The organism is Pseudoalteromonas sp. SG43-8 (assembly GCF_014164245.1).
Classification (GTDB): domain Bacteria; phylum Pseudomonadota; class Gammaproteobacteria; order Enterobacterales; family Alteromonadaceae; genus Pseudoalteromonas; species Pseudoalteromonas distincta.
This window is the reverse complement of record NZ_JACJEX010000012.1, coordinates 81,360-99,108: the sequence shown is the minus strand read 5'-3', so window position 1 is coordinate 99,108 and position 17,749 is coordinate 81,360. Positions and strand designations below refer to the sequence as shown.

The window sequence follows — 17,749 nt, the reverse complement described above, 5'->3', positions numbered from 1 at the left end:
AACGTTGCGATTATAAAGTTGAACTTTATCTCGCTAGGGCTGCGCATATTACGCTTTCCTATTTTTTTGTCAACACTTAAATTTAAACTTTCTAAAAAGATTCAATCTAAGTTTTACTTAACACCTGAGTTGTTCGTGCCTCGCTATGCGTTGCTGTTTCCCGTCTCAGTGGGGTCGCATTATAGGGAGATCCGAAAACAGATCAACCCTTTTTTGAAGAAAACTTGAAATAATGTGCTGTTCGCTGGGAATTTGAGCTAAACACGTTAAAAACACAACATAACCATCAAATTATTAACAACTAACGGGGTTCAAACCTATTTAATATTAGAAGTAGAGTTAAACGATCTTCATATATAGGCTTACACCCCAGATGATCAATACGATCGTTAAAGAAAGTGTTACGGCTGCAGATCCCATATCTTTGGCTCTACCTGACAATACATGCAGCTCTGTACTTACTCGATCTGTTAATGCTTCAATGGCGGAGTTTAGTAATTCAACTATTAATATAATAAGCAGTGAGCTAATTAGTATTGCCCAGTGTAATAGTGATGAAGCAAGCCAAAATGAAATAGGAAATAATATAAGGCTTAATAGTAGCTCTTGCCTAAATGCTGCTTCTTCTTTAAATGCTGCTTTAAAGCCAAGGTAAGAGCAATAGGTTGCTTTGAAAACACGCTTGAGGCCTAAGCCATTTGGTTTTAATACATCTTTCATTAAAAAACTCTATGAATGAAGGTCAAAATAAAGCCCCGCACTGCGAGGCTTTTTATTTATGCTACGCCGTATTGATCACGGTAAGCTTTAACTGAGGCTAAATGCTCATCCATTGTGCCTTGGCTTTCAAGGTAACTGATAAGATCAGCTAATTTTACAATTGAAATCACTTTGGTATTAAAGTCACGCTCAACTTCTTGAATAGCTGATAATTCAGCTTTACCCTTTTCTTGGCGATCTAACGCAATTAAAACACCACTAAGGTCAGCACCATTTTGTGCAATGATTTCCATCGACTCACGAATAGCAGTACCTGCAGTAATTACATCGTCAACTAGCATAATTTTGCCATTGAGTTCTGAGCCTACTAATGTACCGCCTTCACCGTGTGCTTTTTTCTCTTTACGATTAAAGCAGTAAGGTACATCTTTATCATGATGATCCGCTAAGGCAACCGCTGTTGTTGTCGCTATTGGAATACCTTTGTACGCAGGACCAAATAATACATCATACTCTATAGCAGAATCTTCGAGTGCCAATGCATAAAAGCGACCTAAACGCGCTAAGTCTCGACCAGTATTAAACAAACCAGCATTAAAAAAGTAAGGACTTGTGCGTCCAGACTTTAATGTAAACTCACCAAATTTTAACACCTGCTTCTCTAGAGCAAATTCTATAAACTCTTTTTGATAATCTTTCATATCTTGTGGCCTACCTATTTATGCTAATGCTTGCTTTTGTACGTCAATAATTTCGCGAATAGAATGTTTAGCTAAAGTAAGTAACTCATCTAGCTCATCAAACGAGAAAGGTTCGCCTTCAGCTGTACCTTGAATTTCAATAATTTTACCTGTTTCGGTTAAAATTACGTTCATATCAGTCTCTGCTGCTGAATCTTCAATGTATTCTAAATCGCTAATTGCTTGGCCTTTGTAAATACCAACTGAAATAGCTGCAATCATATGTTTAAGTGGGTTTGAATTAATCATACCTTTTGCACGCATATGTGTTAGTGCATCAACAAGTGCAACACATGCACCACTTATAGAAGCAGTACGTGTACCGCCGTCAGCTTGAATAACGTCACAGTCAATGGTAATTGTGTTTTCGCCAAGTGCTTTTAAGTCAACAGCAGCACGAAGTGCACGTGCAATTAAGCGCTGAATTTCCATAGTACGACCGCCCTGCTTACCACGTGCAGCTTCTCGAGCATTACGCGTATGCGTTGCTCGCGGTAACATACCGTATTCAGCATTGATCCAACCTTTACCCTGACCTTTCATGAAACGAGGAACGCCCGATTCAACAGTAGCTGTACAAAGTACTTTGGTGTTACCAAACTCAACAAGTACTGAGCCTTCAGCATGCAAAGTATAATTACGTGTAAATGTAACAGGTCTAATTTGGTTAGGTGTTCTTTCGCTTGGACGCATTGACGATCCCCTTAATTCAGAATTTGCGACATTATAAGTGTATGTGGGTATAGATACCATGTTGATTTAAATAAATAGCTGTATGCAAAATATTCAGTGTATTAAATTTTCCCTAGAGCTTAAGCAGTGTTACGGTATAATCATCATAATATTGTATTTATAAATTTAGGAAAATATCCATGATCCACAGTATGACAGCTTATGCGCGTCGCGAAATAAAAGGCGATTGGGGTACTGGCACTTGGGAAGTTCGCTCAGTAAACCAGCGTTACCTTGAAACATTTATACGCGCACCAGAGCAATTTCGTGGCATGGAGCCAGTTATTCGTGAGCGTTTACGCAAACACTTACAACGCGGTAAAGTTGAGGTCTTTTTAAAGTTTGTGGCAAATCCTGCCCACGTTGGCGAGCTATCAATTAACCAAGCACTTGCTGAACAACTAATAAATAGCGCTAAATGGGTTCAACAACAAAGTAATGGCGATATTAACCCTGTTGATATATTACGTTGGCCTGGCGTTATGGAAGCAGAAGAGCTTGATATGGATAGCGTTAATACAGCATTAATAGCTGGTCTTGATCAAGTAATCGAAGATTTTAAATCTGCACGTGGCGATGAAGGTGCAAACCTTGAAGAAATGATAGCAATACGCCTTGATGCAATTCTAGAGCAAGTAGAAATTGTAGAAACGCATATGCCTGAGATTGCTAAATGGCAGCGTGAAAAACTTGCTCAAAAGCTAGAAGACTTAACAGCAAACATTGATGAGTCACGCCTTGAACAAGAACTAATTTACCTTGCGCAAAAACAAGATGTGGCTGAAGAATTAGATCGCTTAAAGTCTCACGTTAAAGAAACTAAAAAAATCCTTAAAAAAGGAGGCGCATGTGGCCGCCGCTTAGATTTTATGATGCAAGAATTTAATCGTGAAGCTAACACGCTAGCGTCTAAGTCTATCAATAGTGACATCACTACTGCAGCCGTAGAGCTAAAAGTACTAATTGAACAAATGAGAGAACAAATTCAAAATATTGAATAGTTTTCAGCTAAGTATGACACATTTATAACTTATCAAAACCCGAGCTTAGCTCGGGTTTTTAGTAATACCACTAATGATACTTTGAGTATTGTTACCAAGTATCTTCACCTAAGGTTAAAACGGCATCTTAAATCGTACTTTATTTTAGACATTAAAAAACCCGAGACTAAGCTCGGGCTTTTTGGTAATAATTAGCTAGGCTAATAATTACGCTACGATAGTTGCTACAACACCAGCACCTACAGTACGACCACCTTCACGGATAGCAAAACGAAGACCTTCATCCATCGCGATTGGTGCGATTAGAGTTACTGTCATCTTGATGTTATCACCAGGCATTACCATTTCTACGCCTTCTGGTAACTGTACGTCACCAGTTACGTCAGTTGTACGGAAGTAGAACTGTGGACGGTAACCTTTAAAGAATGGAGTATGACGACCACCTTCATCTTTAGAAAGTACGTATACTTCTGAAGTGAATGTAGTATGTGGGTTGATTGAACCAGGCTTAGCTAGTACTTGACCACGTTCAACGTCTTCACGCTTAGTACCACGTAGAAGTGCGCCGATGTTTTCGCCAGCACGACCTTCGTCAAGAAGCTTACGGAACATTTCAACACCAGTACAAGTAGAACGAGTTGTATCATTGATACCAACAATTTCTACTTCGTCATTGATGCGGATGATACCAGCTTCAACACGACCAGTTACAACAGTACCACGACCTTGGATTGAGAAAACGTCTTCGATAGGCATGATGAATGGCTTATCGATGTCACGCTCTGGCTCTGGGATGTAAGAGTCAAGTGCGTTTGCAAGCTCAACAATCTTATCTTCCCACTCTTTCTCGCCTTCTAACGCTTTAAGCGCAGAACCAGCGATTAGAGGTAAGTCATCACCTGGGAAATCGTATTCAGAAAGAAGTTCACGAACTTCCATTTCTACTAGTTCAAGTAGCTCTTCGTCATCAACCATGTCACATTTGTTCATGAATACGATGATGTAAGGAACGCCAACCTGACGAGAAAGAAGGATGTGCTCACGCGTTTGTGGCATAGGGCCATCTGTCGCAGCAACTACTAAGATCGCGCCGTCCATTTGAGCAGCACCAGTGATCATGTTTTTAACATAATCGGCGTGACCAGGACAATCTACGTGTGCGTAGTGACGTGTAGGTGTATCGTATTCAACGTGAGACGTTGAAATAGTGATACCACGTTCGCGCTCTTCTGGAGCGTTATCGATTGATGCGAAATCTTTAGCAACACCGCCGTATACTTTTGCAAGTACGTTAGTGATTGCTGCAGTTAGTGTAGTTTTACCGTGGTCAACGTGGCCGATTGTACCAACGTTTACGTGCGGTTTTACGCGTTCAAACTTTTCTTTTGCCATGACGGAACCTATCAGTTTTGTGTATCTAAATTACATATGAAAATAATCCACCAAAGGTAGATTAAGTTAATCTTTTTCAAATAGTATTTTCTGACAGATAAAGGAAGTAATCAAGGAGATTCTTAGGACTGGTGCTGATAGGCAGAGTCGAACTGCCGACCTCACCCTTACCAAGGGTGCGCTCTACCAACTGAGCTATATCAGCAACACAAGAACTGGAGCGGGCAGCGGGAATCGAACCCGCATCATCAGCTTGGAAGGCTGAGGTAATAGCCATTATACGATGCCCGCATAAAAATCTGTTCTTAAACTACCTCTAACCGTCAAGAATAAAGTGGTGGAGGGAGCTGGATTCGAACCAGCGAAGGCTGAGCCGTCAGATTTACAGTCTGATCCCTTTGGCCGCTCGGGAACCCCTCCACGATAATTCTCTACTAATTCACTTCCGGTAAAAGGAAAGTGGTGCCGACTAACCGAGTCGAACGGTTGACCTACTGATTACAAGTCAGTTGCTCTACCAGCTGAGCTAAGTCGGCACTGCTTTAGTACGGGGCGAGATATTAGAGTAAGGTTTATTGGGATGCAACTATAAAATTAAAAAAAGTGTAAATTTTTAGTTCAAATGCTCAATATTCACGCGAAAACACGTTTTTTGCACTTTTTTGTGTTGTTTTGCTTAGCTGGTGCCAGTAATTTAACCCCTTCATTACGAGTAATGAATCAAAAATACTTCCCTCAAATTGCTGTTGTAAAAGCAAGCCATAGCCACCAGCAAAAATTATTTGTACTTTTTGCTCTGTTTTTTTATCCGTTAAGTGCAACTTAGCTTGCTCAATTGCTCCAATGGTTGCTACTAAAGCACCATTTTTTAAACCATTAGGCGTATTTTTACCCAGTTCATTGGTAAATGGAGTTTTACCATCATCAAAAACACGTTGAGTATTTTGTGTAAGTGATGAGGTCATTAAATCAAGCCCAGGTAAAATCCAGCCACCTAAATGCAACCCTTCACTACTAAGCACATCAATTGTTGTCGCAGTACCCGCATCAACAACAATGCATGCTGTGTTTGGATATAACGTAAATCCAGCAATAAGCGCAAGCCACCTGTCTATGCCTAAGTTAGCTACATGCTCGTAAGCGCATACAAGATCTCCAAGCGTTTTGGTTACCTTGGCTTCAAAACAAATAATATTATTGCTAGCCGCTTGCGCGAGAATATTGTTTAGTAAATCACTGCGCCCTACACATGCATAAATCACTTCGGTTATTTGTAACCAAGGCAGGTTATTTATATCTGCCGGTTGTGCTTGCTCGTTATGCCACAATACAGCTTTTAATGATGTATTTCCTACGTCGATCAATAATCTCATAATTGCGCCTTTCTAAGGGAGACTTCCCCACCGTAATAACTTTTTACCTCCCCGTCTTGGCGAATTCGTATTCCACCTTGTGGGTCAATACCTTCACATATTCCACGCCAACTTCGGTGTCCTGTATTTAGTTCAACATATTCACCAGCAAACGCATTGAGCGAATTCCATTGCTCATACATAGCTTGCAAACCCGTTTGACGATACTGCGCTAAACGCTGCTCCAAATGATGAGTAAGAGAAGCCACAAGTTGGTTTTTATCAAGCTTTTGAGTATGTTGATTTAAGTCAGTCCACGCTTGGTCTATATGCTGACTAAAGCTCTCAGGCATTTGTAAATTAATACCGATACCAATCACTAACTGACAAGGTCCTTGCGGTTGTCCATCTAATTCAACCAATACACCTGCAAGTTTTTGCTTATTTATATAAATATCGTTAGGCCACTTAAGTTCTACGTCAACTTGGTATAACGCTTTAATAGCATCATAAACAGCTAGGCCTACCGCAATTGATACGCCCATTGCAGCTTGTAAGCCGTCATCTAAACGCCAAAAGTAACTGTAATACAAATTAGCGCCAAATGGGGATTGCCAAACACGGCCGCGTCTACCACGTCCTGCTTGCTGCATTTCAGCAACAATAACAGTGCCAGACTCAAGCGTTGTTTTGGCCTGTATACGGCGCATAAGCTCGCTGTTGGTCGAATCAATAATAGGGTGTACTTCTACATCGGCAGTATTTGCACCTAGCGCTTTGTAGTGCTGATCAATTTGCGTTTTATTTAAAAGGCCCACCTGACTATTCAAACAATAGCCTTTGCCAGTCACTTTAAAAATATCCAAGCCCATTTCTTGTAACGTTTTAATATGTTTACTTACCGCAGCTCGGCTAATACCTAGCTTTTCACCCAAGGCTTGACCAGATACAAACCCTCCTTGGTTGAGTGCATTTAAAATAGCGAGTTTGTTTCCATCAGGTGCTTTCATTACTTAGGCTCCGCGTTAATATGGCATTCGCTGCGTGCATCCATTAAACGTACTTCGTGCTCTAACATAATGTTGTAACGCGTATAAACAACTTGCTGAATGTGTTTAATCATTTTTATTAGGTCGCTGCCTTCACTATTTCCGTGATTAACAAGTACTAGAGCTTGTTGTTGATGCACTTCTATACCAGCCTCGCGGTGCCCTTTTAAACCACTTTGATCGATTAGCCAACCTGCCGCGACCTTGTGATGGCTTTGTCCATATTCGTAATGAGGTAAATCGGCAAATTGCTTTAATAGCCCAGCTAACTGCTGGTTGGTTATTATTGGGTTTTTAAAAAAGCTGCCCGCATTGGCAAGTGTATATGGGTTAGGTAATTTGCTATTACGCGTTTTTATAACCTGATCGAATACTGCTTGCGGGGTGATGCTTGAGAGCTGCTGCAAAGGGCCATAACTTAATGCTGGTTGCCATTTTTTTGGGAGCGCTAAGTGTACTTGCGTGATCACCGCTTTATTTTTAAGGGTATGTTTAAATATTGAGTCTCTATAAGCAAATTCACATTGCTCGTTATTTAATGAATACATAGTGTTAGTGGTTATATCAAAGTACTCTACCAACTCAACAAATTTAGCTATCTCAACACCATAAGCACCAATATTTTGTACCGGCGATGCGCCAACAGTGCCCGGTATAAGTGCTAAATTTTCAAGCCCTGGTATATTTTTCTCTAATAAATAGCTAACTAGTTGATGCCAGTTTTCGCCTGCGGCAATACTTATTAGTGTGTCGTTCTCGCGCTCGGTAATTTTAATACCTTTTAAAGCTATTTTTATAACCGTACCCATGTAGTCATTTAAAAATACGGTATTACTGCCCTCGCCCAGCAAACAAAACGGTGCACTAAAATTTTGCGTTTTAAGTTGCTCAAGCTGAGTAATTTCAACAAAATTTTGGCATTGGCTGTTTAATGCGAATGTATGTAAGGAGTGTAATGAATGCGCCACAAAGCTCTCTAAAAATACCGGTAACTAATCGCAATAGTTTACCTCATCGTCGCAAATGTGGCACTAGATTGTAAAAATCACTCAACCCGCCGTGTCAATCGTGATATAAAACCAGCACTTTTTTATTTGTGTTCAGAGTAATGATGAAAATTAAACCTCTTTTTTTAAGCCTCGCTATGGCGGGTATGTGTTCGCAAGCAATGGCTAATGCGATTGACCAAAACTCGTATGCTAACCTTGATGATGTTGTTACTACTCACTTAAACCTTGATTTAGATGTCGATTTTGCCGACAAGCAGTTAGAAGGTTTTGTAGAGCATACTCTTCAGTGGAACAACAGCAAAAGTAGAACTCTCGTACTTGATACCCGCGACTTAGACATTGATAAAGTAATGTACAAAGATCAAAGCGGTAACTGGAAAAAAGCGACTTTTGATTTAGCTAAGCGAGATGACGTTAAAGGTTCAAAGCTTACTATTGTGTTTAAAAACCAAGCTGAAGTAGTTCGTATTTACTACAACAGTCGCCCAGAAGCTTCAGGCCTGCAATGGTTAACACCAGAGCAAACGGCAAGTAAAACGCATCCATTTATGTACAGCCAATCGCAAGCAATTCATGCACGTAGTTGGATCCCAGTGCAAGATACACCCGCAATGCGTGTAACTTACTCTGCACGAATTCATACACCAAAAGATATACGTGCTGTAATGAGTGCCGACAACAAAGATGCGCTTTATAAAGATGGCGACTACATTTTTGATATGCCACAAGCAATTTCACCTTACCTAATTGCTATTGGCGCAGGTAACTTAGAATTTAAAGCAATGTCGCATCAAACAGGCATATTTGCTGAACCGACAATTTTAGATGCCTCAGTTGCTGAATTTGACGACACCCAAGCCATGATCGATAAAACAAACGCGATGTACGGCGAATATGCATGGGGTCGCTACGACTTATTAATGCTACCACCAAGTTTTCCGTTTGGTGGCATGGAAAACCCACGCTTATCATTTATTACTCCAACGGTTGTTGCCGGTGATAAAAGCTTAGTTAACCTTATTGCTCATGAGCTTGCTCATTCTTGGTCAGGTAACTTAGTAACTAACGCAACGTGGGAAGATTTATGGTTAAACGAAGGTTTTACCTCGTACGTTGAAAACCGCATTATGGAAGAAGTATTTGGCCGTGACCGTGCGGTTATGGAACAAGCACTTGATTCAGCGTCTTTACGCGCACAACTTAAAACAATTGATGCACCAGATACACGCCTTAATTTAAAACTTAACGGCCGCGACCCAGACGATGCATTCAGTTCAGTGCCTTACACTAAAGGTCAATTATTTTTAATTTACCTAGAAAACAAATATGGTCGCGATAAGTTTGACCCGTTTGTAAAAGCGTACTTTAAAGAGTTTTCGTTTAAATCACTTACTACCGCGCAATTTGTTACTTACTTAAAAGCTAACTTAATTGAAAAGTATCCTGGTGTTGTAAGCATGGATAAAGTAAACGAATGGATTTTTGAACCTGGATTACCAAATGATGCGCCAAACCCTACTTCTGATGCATTTGATAAAGTAGATACTGCAACAGCAGCATGGCTAAAAGGCGACACAACTGCAGCTCAACTGCCAACAGCTGATTGGTCTGTACATGAGTGGCTACACTTTTTAAATAACTTACCACGTGATTTAAGCCAAGAGCACATGGTAGAGCTTGACTCAGAATTTAACCTAACACAGTCAACTAATGCTGAACGTGCATTTGCTTGGTTTATGCTAGCAGTAGGAAATGGTTATCAACCAATTTACCCTGCACTTGATAAGCACTTATCAGGCATTGGCCGTCGTAAGTTAATTGTACCGTTATATAAATCCCTTATCACTAACGGTAAAAAAGAGTGGGCACAAAGCGTGTACTTAAAAGCACGCCCTGGGTATCACCCTCTTGCACAAGGTACTATTGACGCATTATTTGAATAAATAGCGTTAATTAGAAACTAAAAAGGGCCAAATTTGGCCCTTTTGTTTTGCTATTTTTCTACTTTGTCACTTTTTCTAAAAAAGCCTTACGCTCTTCAGTTGTGGCTTGTTGCCACCAAAAATCAAGCATTTGCGGCGCACTTGGCATGCCTTTACCTGTAATGGGTGCTATCGGCTTTATTGGCTGACTAGGACGAGAAGGTCCTGCAGGCATTGTATTTTGCATTACCGGTTTATTGCTTGCTAGCTGCGTGTTAGAAATAACACTTAAAGGCTTAGCAACAGCGCTACTTTTTGCTTTTAAACTAACTTGTGGTGCTTCTGCAAATACTTTTGCAGATACTGCATTTTCAGCACGATTAAACACTAAGGTATAATCTTTACCTGCTTCAACAGTTACACTTACCCAAAATGGTTCCGACTCCACAACTTCATGCGTGTCATAATCATCTTCATATAAATCGGTATATTTTAGCCTAAGCTGGTAAGTTCCTGGCGCAAGCTCTACATCATCAATACGGCTAAACAAAGAGCTTTCTAGCATTTTATCGCCCACTTGTAGTGGTACAATTTCTTCTGGAAAGTGAATGTTTTCAGCATTAGCCGAAAAACTAAGTAGTAATGCAACTGCACTACTTATTAAAATTGGTTTAAGCATATTAACTCCTTTATTTGATTTCAGTTTGACACTGCTTTGAAAGTTTGTCATTAGTGAGCTTAAAATTCATAACACTTAATTAGGAACACACTATGAGCCAAGAGACTATTTTTACCAAAATAATTAATCGTGAAATTCCGGCCGACATTGTCTACGAAGATGAAGACACCCTCGCATTTAAAGATATAAACCCACAAGCACCATTTCACGTGTTAATTATTCCAAAAAAAGCAATTGCTACTATAAATGATATAAACCCTGAAAACTCACATTTAGTAGGCAATTTATACGTTGTTGCGGCAAAATTAGCTAAGCAACACAATTTTGCTGAGGACGGATACCGCGTAGTCATGAACTGTAACGAACATGGTGGACAAACCGTTTATCACATACATTTACATATGCTTGGCGGTAAAGAAATGGGATGGCCACCTTACCAAAATGTAAAAAAAGTAAATTAATTAAAGATTTTTATCTAACTATTCTGCTCAACCAACTAATTACAAATGTTATGATTTTTCATGGTTATAAAGAATAAATAGTTACTTATTTGCAACATTTTATGTTTAAATAATCGTAAAATCGTATTTGTTATTGAGTGCTTCAGCGACTTTCTAATACAAAAGGTGCGGAAGTCGTGATAAACTTAAACAGTCAGCTTTATAAAAGAGTATAAAAACATGAGCAGTTCAGCCTTTTTGTTATTAGATCAAGAGCCAATTAACACTATTGGTATTAACGTTTTAGAACCTTTGTTAAAAACGCAAGGCCTTGACGTAACCACGGGTACTAATATTTTAGATATACCTGAAGGGACTCGACTTTTGTTTATCGAAACATCTAGCAAGGATGCATGGGGAAAACTAAAAGAACAACTAGTAAACCTACGTATTAAATGCGATATCATATTATTTAATCTAGACGAGAACCCTGAGCTTGCTAATCGTGCATTGTTGAGCGGTATTCGTGGCGTATTTTACACAACAGATAACGCCGATGTATTAATGAAAGGTATTCGCTTACTACTTGAAGATCAGCTTTGGTACCGTCGCGATATTATGTGTAATGCATTAAATCGTATGCTGCAATTTAATAAAGATGCGCTGCATAAACTAACCGAAGGCGATATTGAGCCTGTTAAACTTACTAAGCGAGAAAAAGCAATAATCTCATTAATGAGTAAAGGTTCGAAGAATAAAGAAATCGCAGAAGATTTAAGTATCAGTCCACACACAGTTAAAACACATTTATATAGCGCATTTAGAAAAACTAAATGTCGTAACCGTATTGAGCTCCTATCTTGGGCACAACAAAATATTCCTGATGAAATTCGTTAATCATATATTTAGTTTAAAATTAAAAACAGACACTTAGGTGTCTGTTTTTGTATGTGTTACACACTTATTTAATACCAATTTGCTTGCCTAAGTGATCTGTTTTGATAATTGGTATAAGTGTATACTTTTGATAATCTTAGTTTAAAACTACTTTGCTGGAATATTAATGCTCGACTCTTTCACTCTTTATTTTGCCAGCATCGCCATCATGGTTGTAATGACCTTACTTAACTTTTTAACATGGCGAACAAATAAACAAATATCGGGCACGCTGCTATACATTTTCTATCCCATATTGCTATTAGGCTCTGTTATTGGTTTTACACTTGTTGGTGATACACATAATTTAGTGATTATTAGCGCTGCTAGTAGCATGATGTTTGCCGCATCAATAGTGCATTGTTTATCGCTCAGTCAGTTTTTAAATTATCACGGTATTGGTTTTAAATTACTTTGCTCAGTAACTGCTTTTTGCACTGTAATGCTTGGCTATTACACCTTTTTTGACCCATCTTTACACGAAAGAGTGATTGCATCCGATATACAGCACATAGCAGAAGCCGGTTTTTTACTCTTTATATTTATTAAGTACGCGCGCAAACCCTACCCTAATGGCAGCATTGTATACATAACCATTTTAACGCTTGTTGCTTTGAGCTTTATTGGCCGCTCGTTATTTATGAATAACATTGAACAAAAAAATCTTTTAGTAAACGGCTGGTTTAGCTCTTTATTATTTTTAAATGGGGTAATTGCACCCATGTTTTATGCTGCAGGTATGGCCTTATTATGTAATGAGCGCAGAGAGCAGCACCTCAATAAACTCGCCGATAAAGCACAAAAAGACTTAGAAATACGCGGGCTCTTTTTATCAACAATAAGCCACGAAATTCGCACCCCACTAAACGGTATTTTAGGCAGCGCCCAACTTGTTATGAACCAAACAAGTGATACCCGCAATAAAGCCTATTGCGAGGCAATTATAAATTCTGCCGAATCACTTAACTTGTTGGTAGATAAGGTCCTTGATTACGCGAGCCTAGATCAAAGTGACGAAGCGCTTTACGAAGAAGATGTAGAATTTAAAACATGGCTTAATAATTTATGTTTATTACTAAGCCCAATGGCCGAGCAAAAGCAGCTTAAATTTGAGCTTATCTATAATATTCCTGAGCAAGCCTGTTATTACTGCGACCAACAAAAACTTAGACAAATAATTATTAATTTAGTCGGTAACGCTATTAAATTTACAGATCACGGAACCGTTAAAATTCAGGTTGATTTAGTATTAGAAAAACAACTTGAGCACACGATAAAAATTAGTGTCAAAGATTCAGGACCAGGTATAGAAAATGATGAGATAGCCTACTTAACAGAACCTTATGTACAAAGTAGTGCAGGAAAAGAGAAAGGCGGAACCGGCCTTGGTTTAGCTATTACTAGCCGCCTGCTTGAAAAGCTCAGTAGCCGACTCGAAATAGCCAGCCAGCTTGGTACTGGTAGTGTATTTAGCTTTACCGTTACTTTTACTTTAGGTGAATTAAGCCTTGTAGAGCAGCGCCATCAAACTAAAGATTACTTAACAGGTCTTGATGTATTACTGGTTGAAGATTTAGATTTAAATCAAAAAATTGCTATAGAATTTATGGCCGACGATGAACACAAAATTAAGCTCGCAAAAGATGGAAAAAGCGCCATAGAGCTCATGCAAGCCCACCACTTCGATGTTGTTTTGCTTGATATGAACCTACCTGATTTAACAGGCCAAGAAGTACTTAAACGTCTAAAACGCATTGATCATAAAAATCAACGAACGCCAGTACTCGCGTTTACTGCAAGCCTTAGTCCTGACGAGGTAAAAGAGTATTTAGAATTAGGAATAAAAGACATTGTAGGCAAGCCTATTAAGCATGAAAAGCTTCGCCAAGCACTTAGTGACTCTCAATCTAATCAAACTGCGAGCATTGCAGTAGAGCTTATTGATACCTTGTATGACAAAACAGCGGCCGAAACACTCACCAGCTCATTTAGTGAAGATGAAGTGTCTTCAATTTATAATGAATTTGTGCTTTCAGCCCGCAACAAGCTAATTCGCTGTCAAAAGCTTATTGACCAACAACCAGAGCAATGCATTAAGCTTTTACATCGCCAAGCAAGTACCGCTCTGCAACTTGGTTTTAATCGCTATGGTATTGAGCTTAAAAAAATAGAGCGCCGTTTACTCGATAAAAAGCCACATAACGATATGCTTGATGAAGCGCTAGATCTGTGGCAACGCAGCTTAGAGCAATATTTAAAGTTTGTGCGAGGACAGTTAGAGTAATAGTGAATTAGCTTTAAAAAAAGCTAATGATTAGCCTCTTCCATATTTATCATCAAATCGCTCTATATCGCTTTCATCAAGTACAGCACCGGTTTGCACTTCAATAACTATTAACGGCTCTTTTTGATTATTAGCCAAACTATGAATTTGCTTTGCGGCGATATAACACGATTGGTCGTGCGTTAGCGTATACGCTTGCTCATTAATACACACATCTGCAATACCCGAAACCACCACCCAATGCTCAGCGCGATGCTGATGGCGCTGCGTCGAAAGCTTAGCACCGCTGGTTACAGTAATTTTTTTAACTTTAAAGCCAGTGCCTTCAACCAAAGTACGGTAATTCCCCCACGGGCGAAAAACCACTTGATGATGATTAAGTTTATCAGCCTGTGTTGTAGCAATTTTCTTAAGCAACAAAGGCAGAGAATCTAGCTCATTTTGGTTTGCAATTAACGTGGCATCATGAGTATGAATAATTGCTAAATTGCTAACTCCAAGCGTGGCAATAGTGTGTTCAGCCTCGTTAATAACTAAGTTATTAGTGCTTTTTTGAGCCATATAATTAGCATTTAAGCTATTACCGTTTTCATCTTTTTTTGTAAGCGCATCAAGGGATGAAAAACTACCTACATCACTCCATTTTAAATCAACAGGCATAACAACTACGTTATTACTGCGCTCTAAAATGGCGTAATCAATTGAATCGCTTGGGCAGTGTTCAAGCGCACTGTTGCTTGGGCGGGTAAACCCTAAATCTTTGGTAAATTGCGCCGCTGCAGCGACACTCGTTGCTATTTTTGGCGCAAACCGCTCGAGCTCTTTTAAATAGGCTGCAGGGGTAAATAAAAACATGCCGCTATTCCAGCTATAACCACCTTGAGCTAAATAACGGTTCGCTGTATCTACGTCAGGCTTTTCTTTAAATTGTGCAACATCGTAACAACCCGCTCCAGCAATAGCCGCGCCTTGTTTTATATAGCCATAGCCAGTATGCGGTTCTGTAGGAGTAATCGAAAACGTCACTAGCTTTCCTTGCTCAGCAAGTTTTACAACTTCAGGGAGCTTAGCCGTTAATACATCAAAGTTTTCAATATGATGATCGGCAGGCATCACTAATAGCGGGCCGGTAATCCCATTTTGCAGTGCATAGTGGGCGGCTAATGCGATGGCAGGCGCGGTATTTTTACCTTTGGGTTCGAGTAATAATGCAGTAGGAATTGAGCTTGCAGCTTGCTCGGCGGCAATAAATCGGTGCTGCTCATTACACACTAAGATAGCATTATCAAACAACTCATTAGAAACACGCGCCAATGTACTTTGCAGTAATGACGTGTTTTCACTAAGTAGTGGTAAAAATTGTTTAGGCATTGCTTGGCGAGAAAGCGGCCACAAGCGAGAGCCTATGCCACCTGCTAAAATTACAGGAGTGATTAAAGTGTTCATAATGTACATTAGCCGCCAACAAAAATATCAGCGACTATTTTAACACTTTATTGGCTCTGCGCTAAATTAACGTGTTTATATTAATGTAAAAGAGTCTGCATCTAAATAGGCAGGAAACGCTGCTTTAAACTCATCCAGTGGCGCTTTTTCAAGTGTTATAGTAACTAGTTGCTCAGTGTTATCTTGCGCTTTAGTTAACGCATCACCTTTGAAGTCGTATACTGCGGTACCGCCATTGTGCGCCACACCATTACCGTCTTCCCCCACGCGATTAACACCTACTACGTAGCATAGGTTTTCCATTGCACGCGCCATAAGTAACGTGTCCCAAATATGGCGGCGTACAGCAGGCCAGTTTGCTACGTTTATCATTACATCGTAGTCGTTATTATTACGTTGAAATACCGGAAAGCGCAGGTCATAGCATACTTGCGGTAATAGTTTAAAACCATTGATTTCAAAAACTTTGCGCGCTTGCCCTGCTACAACGTAATCGCCCTCGCTGCCTAAGCGAAATAAATGGCGTTTATCGTAATAACTCACCTCACCATCGGGTTTTACCCAATAAAACCGATTCGCTTTTTTATCGCCTTGTGCAACAAGTACCGAACCCGCAATAACCGCATTATGTTTATGAGCCTGCGCCTTTAACCACGTCAGTACTTTACCGTTTTCAGGCTCTGCACAATCTAAATTGATAGCAAAGCCAGTCGAGAATGTTTCGGGCAGTAAAATAAGATCGGGCTGATGCGTAATTGCTTCAAGCTGCTTATTAAACATGGCTAAATTAGCATCTTTATCAAGCCAATAAAGTGAGCTTTGCAATGCTGTAATGGTTAAAGTTGACATAATATTTGCGCAGCCTCTATGAGAGTGTTGTCGTTTTTAGCAAAGCATAAACGAATTACTTTGTCGGTTGGTGGATTTTGATAAAAAACACTTAACGGAATAGCCGCAACACCGGCTTGCTCAACTAACCAATGGCAAAATTCAACATCGTTTAAATCCGATACATCGCTGTAATCTAACAATAAAAAGTAAGTGCCTTGGCTAGGTAAAATTTTAAAACGGCTGTTACTTAAATGACTCGCTAATAAGTCGCGTTTTTGCTGATAAAACCCGCTTAGCTCATCTATATGCTCACCTTGCTGCTCGAGCATATCGGCAAGCGCATGCTGTGCGGGGGTAAAACTTGAAAACGTAACGTACTGATGAATTTTTCTAAATTCGACAGCTAAATCGGCAGGTGCAATACAGTAACCCATTTTCCAGCCCGTGCTGTGAAACGTTTTACCAAAACTCGATACAACAAAGCTTTTGGCAAATAATTCATCATCGCGTAATACGCTTAAATGCGGTTGTTCATCAAACGTAATGTGCTCATATACCTCATCGCTTATTACATACAAATTGTGAGTACAAACTAACTCTTTAAGCGCTTTTATATCTCGTGGCTGTAATATTTTACCGCTTGGGTTATGAGGCGTATTAATAATAATTGCACGGGTATTCTTAGTAATAGCTTGGCTTACTACTTGCCAATCAATAGTGTAATTTGGCGCACTTAAAGCAATGTGTACCGACTTTCCACCAGCGAGTTCAATTGCCGGTTGGTAAGAGTCATATGCAGGGTCAAATACAATCACTTCATCATTTGGGCGTACAATTGTTTGAATAGCCACAAACAATGCCTCTGTTGCACCCGAGGTAACAGTCACTTGATCAGCTGCGTTTATATCAGCTGCATATTTGAGCTTTGCTAAATCAGCAATTTGTTGCTGTAATCGTGGTACACCACTTGAAGGTGAATATTGATTAACGCCCTGCTGCACATAATAATTTAACTGCGTTTTTAAAAGATCAGGAGCATCAAACTCAGGAAAGCCTTGAGAGAGATTAATTGCCGAAAACTCATTAGCCAACCCACTCATTTGGCTAAATATACTAACGCCTAAATTTGGTAATTTACTTTCAAACACGTGATGCCCTTAATGATGGTTTTGCGCTCAAAGCGATGCTATCATTGCTTGAAACAGAAGTATAGCC

The 17,749-nt window shown here is 39.6% G+C and carries 16 protein-coding genes and 4 tRNA genes; 5 read left to right on the top strand and 15 right to left on the bottom strand.

Translation table 11 applies throughout. The annotated features are described in order from the left end of the window. Positions 1-339 precede the first annotated feature (339 nt). The 3 genes from H5122_RS16970 to rph are packed head-to-tail and all read right to left on the bottom strand — an operon-like array spanning position 340 to position 2,153. Positions 340-720 carry a diacylglycerol kinase gene (locus H5122_RS16970; RefSeq protein WP_002958892.1) on the bottom strand — a complete coding sequence of 127 codons (381 nt, stop codon included), beginning with the start codon at positions 718-720 and terminating at the stop codon, positions 340-342. 56 nt (positions 721-776) lie between these two features. After that, positions 777-1,421, bottom strand: coding sequence for an orotate phosphoribosyltransferase (gene pyrE / locus H5122_RS16965; RefSeq protein WP_182673137.1), 645 nt, complete (start codon positions 1,419-1,421; stop codon positions 777-779). A gap of 18 nt (positions 1,422-1,439) precedes the next feature. Then, complete coding sequence (gene rph / locus H5122_RS16960; protein WP_002958890.1) at positions 1,440-2,153, bottom strand: ribonuclease PH; 714 nt, start codon at positions 2,151-2,153, stop codon at positions 1,440-1,442. 179 nt (positions 2,154-2,332) lie between these two features. On the opposite strand from rph, the gene H5122_RS16955 reads away from it, so the two are divergent. Then, complete coding sequence (locus tag H5122_RS16955; protein ID WP_002958889.1) at positions 2,333-3,193, top strand: YicC/YloC family endoribonuclease; 861 nt, start codon at positions 2,333-2,335, stop codon at positions 3,191-3,193. A gap of 207 nt (positions 3,194-3,400) precedes the next feature. On the opposite strand, the gene tuf is transcribed toward H5122_RS16955, so the two are convergent. The 8 genes from tuf to murB all read right to left on the bottom strand — a co-directional run bounded on the left by tuf (position 3,401) and on the right by murB (position 7,954). After that, on the bottom strand, positions 3,401-4,585 hold the full coding sequence (gene tuf, locus H5122_RS16950; protein WP_024596766.1) for an elongation factor Tu: 1,185 nt from the start codon (positions 4,583-4,585) through the stop codon (positions 3,401-3,403). 129 nt (positions 4,586-4,714) lie between these two features. After that, positions 4,715-4,790, bottom strand: a tRNA-Thr gene (locus H5122_RS16945). An 11-nt stretch (positions 4,791-4,801) separates the two neighbouring features. Further along, a tRNA-Gly gene (locus H5122_RS16940) sits at positions 4,802-4,876 on the bottom strand. 44 nt (positions 4,877-4,920) lie between these two features. Then, positions 4,921-5,005: transfer RNA gene (locus H5122_RS16935), tRNA-Tyr, on the bottom strand. Between the two features lie 40 nt (positions 5,006-5,045). After that, positions 5,046-5,121, bottom strand: a tRNA-Thr gene (locus H5122_RS16930). A 90-nt stretch (positions 5,122-5,211) separates the two neighbouring features. After that, the gene (locus tag H5122_RS16925) at positions 5,212-5,958 is read right to left on the bottom strand and encodes a type III pantothenate kinase (protein WP_182682791.1); all 747 of its coding nucleotides are present in this window, start codon (positions 5,956-5,958) and stop codon (positions 5,212-5,214) included. Next, positions 5,955-6,947: a bifunctional biotin--[acetyl-CoA-carboxylase] ligase/biotin operon repressor BirA gene (gene birA / locus H5122_RS16920; RefSeq protein ID WP_182675543.1), complete on the bottom strand. Its 993-nt coding sequence runs from the start codon at positions 6,945-6,947 to the stop codon at positions 5,955-5,957. The genes H5122_RS16925 and birA overlap by 4 nt, the downstream gene beginning before the upstream one ends. Further along, on the bottom strand, positions 6,947-7,954 hold the full coding sequence (gene murB / locus H5122_RS16915) for a UDP-N-acetylmuramate dehydrogenase (RefSeq protein ID WP_182682790.1): 1,008 nt from the start codon (positions 7,952-7,954) through the stop codon (positions 6,947-6,949). The genes birA and murB overlap by 1 nt, the downstream gene beginning before the upstream one ends. A 143-nt stretch (positions 7,955-8,097) precedes the next feature. Between murB and H5122_RS16910 the strand changes: the two genes are divergently transcribed. After that, positions 8,098-9,939: a M1 family metallopeptidase gene (locus H5122_RS16910; RefSeq protein ID WP_182675545.1), complete on the top strand. Its 1,842-nt coding sequence runs from the start codon at positions 8,098-8,100 to the stop codon at positions 9,937-9,939. A gap of 58 nt (positions 9,940-9,997) precedes the next feature. Here the strand turns inward: H5122_RS16910 and H5122_RS16905 are convergent, their stop codons facing one another. Continuing rightward, complete coding sequence (locus tag H5122_RS16905) at positions 9,998-10,597, bottom strand: DUF2057 domain-containing protein (protein WP_182682789.1); 600 nt, start codon at positions 10,595-10,597, stop codon at positions 9,998-10,000. A 92-nt stretch (positions 10,598-10,689) separates the two neighbouring features. On the opposite strand from H5122_RS16905, the gene H5122_RS16900 reads away from it, so the two are divergent. The 3 genes from H5122_RS16900 to H5122_RS16890 all read left to right on the top strand — a co-directional run bounded on the left by H5122_RS16900 (position 10,690) and on the right by H5122_RS16890 (position 14,257). Further along, a complete protein-coding gene (locus H5122_RS16900) occupies positions 10,690-11,058 on the top strand; it encodes a histidine triad nucleotide-binding protein (protein ID WP_004334923.1) in 369 nt (122 codons plus the stop codon). A 219-nt stretch (positions 11,059-11,277) separates the two neighbouring features. Then, the gene (locus H5122_RS16895; RefSeq protein ID WP_004334929.1) at positions 11,278-11,934 is read left to right on the top strand and encodes a response regulator transcription factor; all 657 of its coding nucleotides are present in this window, start codon (positions 11,278-11,280) and stop codon (positions 11,932-11,934) included. A 166-nt stretch (positions 11,935-12,100) separates the two neighbouring features. Beyond that, positions 12,101-14,257 carry a response regulator gene (locus tag H5122_RS16890; RefSeq protein WP_182682788.1) on the top strand — a complete coding sequence of 719 codons (2,157 nt, stop codon included), beginning with the start codon at positions 12,101-12,103 and terminating at the stop codon, positions 14,255-14,257. A gap of 30 nt (positions 14,258-14,287) precedes the next feature. Here the strand turns inward: H5122_RS16890 and H5122_RS16885 are convergent, their stop codons facing one another. The 3 genes from H5122_RS16885 to H5122_RS16875 form a co-directional block, all read right to left on the bottom strand. Further along, the gene (locus H5122_RS16885; protein ID WP_182682787.1) at positions 14,288-15,703 is read right to left on the bottom strand and encodes a mannose-1-phosphate guanylyltransferase/mannose-6-phosphate isomerase; all 1,416 of its coding nucleotides are present in this window, start codon (positions 15,701-15,703) and stop codon (positions 14,288-14,290) included. 75 nt (positions 15,704-15,778) lie between these two features. After that, positions 15,779-16,552 (bottom strand): amidohydrolase, encoded by a 774-nt coding sequence (locus tag H5122_RS16880; RefSeq protein ID WP_182682786.1) that lies wholly within the window; start codon positions 16,550-16,552, stop codon positions 15,779-15,781. Next, positions 16,540-17,682 carry a methionine aminotransferase gene (locus H5122_RS16875; protein ID WP_182682785.1) on the bottom strand — a complete coding sequence of 381 codons (1,143 nt, stop codon included), beginning with the start codon at positions 17,680-17,682 and terminating at the stop codon, positions 16,540-16,542. Before H5122_RS16875 ends, H5122_RS16880 begins: the two co-directional genes overlap by 13 nt. Positions 17,683-17,749: the final 67 nt, after the last annotated feature.

Excerpts from the sequence above, each read along its gene's own strand:
- H5122_RS16970 (WP_002958892.1), bottom strand. The coding sequence starts at position 720 with ATGAAAGATGTATTAAAACCAAATGGCTTAGGCCTCAAGCGTGTTTTC.
- pyrE (WP_182673137.1), bottom strand. The coding sequence starts at position 1,421 with ATGAAAGATTATCAAAAAGAGTTTATAGAATTTGCTCTAGAGAAGCAG.
- rph (WP_002958890.1), bottom strand. The coding sequence starts at position 2,153 with ATGCGTCCAAGCGAAAGAACACCTAACCAAATTAGACCTGTTACATTT.
- H5122_RS16955 (WP_002958889.1), top strand. The coding sequence starts at position 2,333 with ATGATCCACAGTATGACAGCTTATGCGCGTCGCGAAATAAAAGGCGAT.
- tuf (WP_024596766.1), bottom strand. The coding sequence starts at position 4,585 with ATGGCAAAAGAAAAGTTTGAACGCGTAAAACCGCACGTAAACGTTGGT.
- H5122_RS16925 (WP_182682791.1), bottom strand. The coding sequence starts at position 5,958 with ATGAGATTATTGATCGACGTAGGAAATACATCATTAAAAGCTGTATTG.
- birA (WP_182675543.1), bottom strand. The coding sequence starts at position 6,947 with ATGAAAGCACCTGATGGAAACAAACTCGCTATTTTAAATGCACTCAAC.
- H5122_RS16910 (WP_182675545.1), top strand. The coding sequence starts at position 8,098 with ATGAAAATTAAACCTCTTTTTTTAAGCCTCGCTATGGCGGGTATGTGT.
- H5122_RS16905 (WP_182682789.1), bottom strand. The coding sequence starts at position 10,597 with ATGCTTAAACCAATTTTAATAAGTAGTGCAGTTGCATTACTACTTAGT.
- H5122_RS16900 (WP_004334923.1), top strand. The coding sequence starts at position 10,690 with ATGAGCCAAGAGACTATTTTTACCAAAATAATTAATCGTGAAATTCCG.
- H5122_RS16895 (WP_004334929.1), top strand. The coding sequence starts at position 11,278 with ATGAGCAGTTCAGCCTTTTTGTTATTAGATCAAGAGCCAATTAACACT.
- H5122_RS16890 (WP_182682788.1), top strand. The coding sequence starts at position 12,101 with ATGCTCGACTCTTTCACTCTTTATTTTGCCAGCATCGCCATCATGGTT.
- H5122_RS16885 (WP_182682787.1), bottom strand. The coding sequence starts at position 15,703 with ATGAACACTTTAATCACTCCTGTAATTTTAGCAGGTGGCATAGGCTCT.
- H5122_RS16880 (WP_182682786.1), bottom strand. The coding sequence starts at position 16,552 with ATGTCAACTTTAACCATTACAGCATTGCAAAGCTCACTTTATTGGCTT.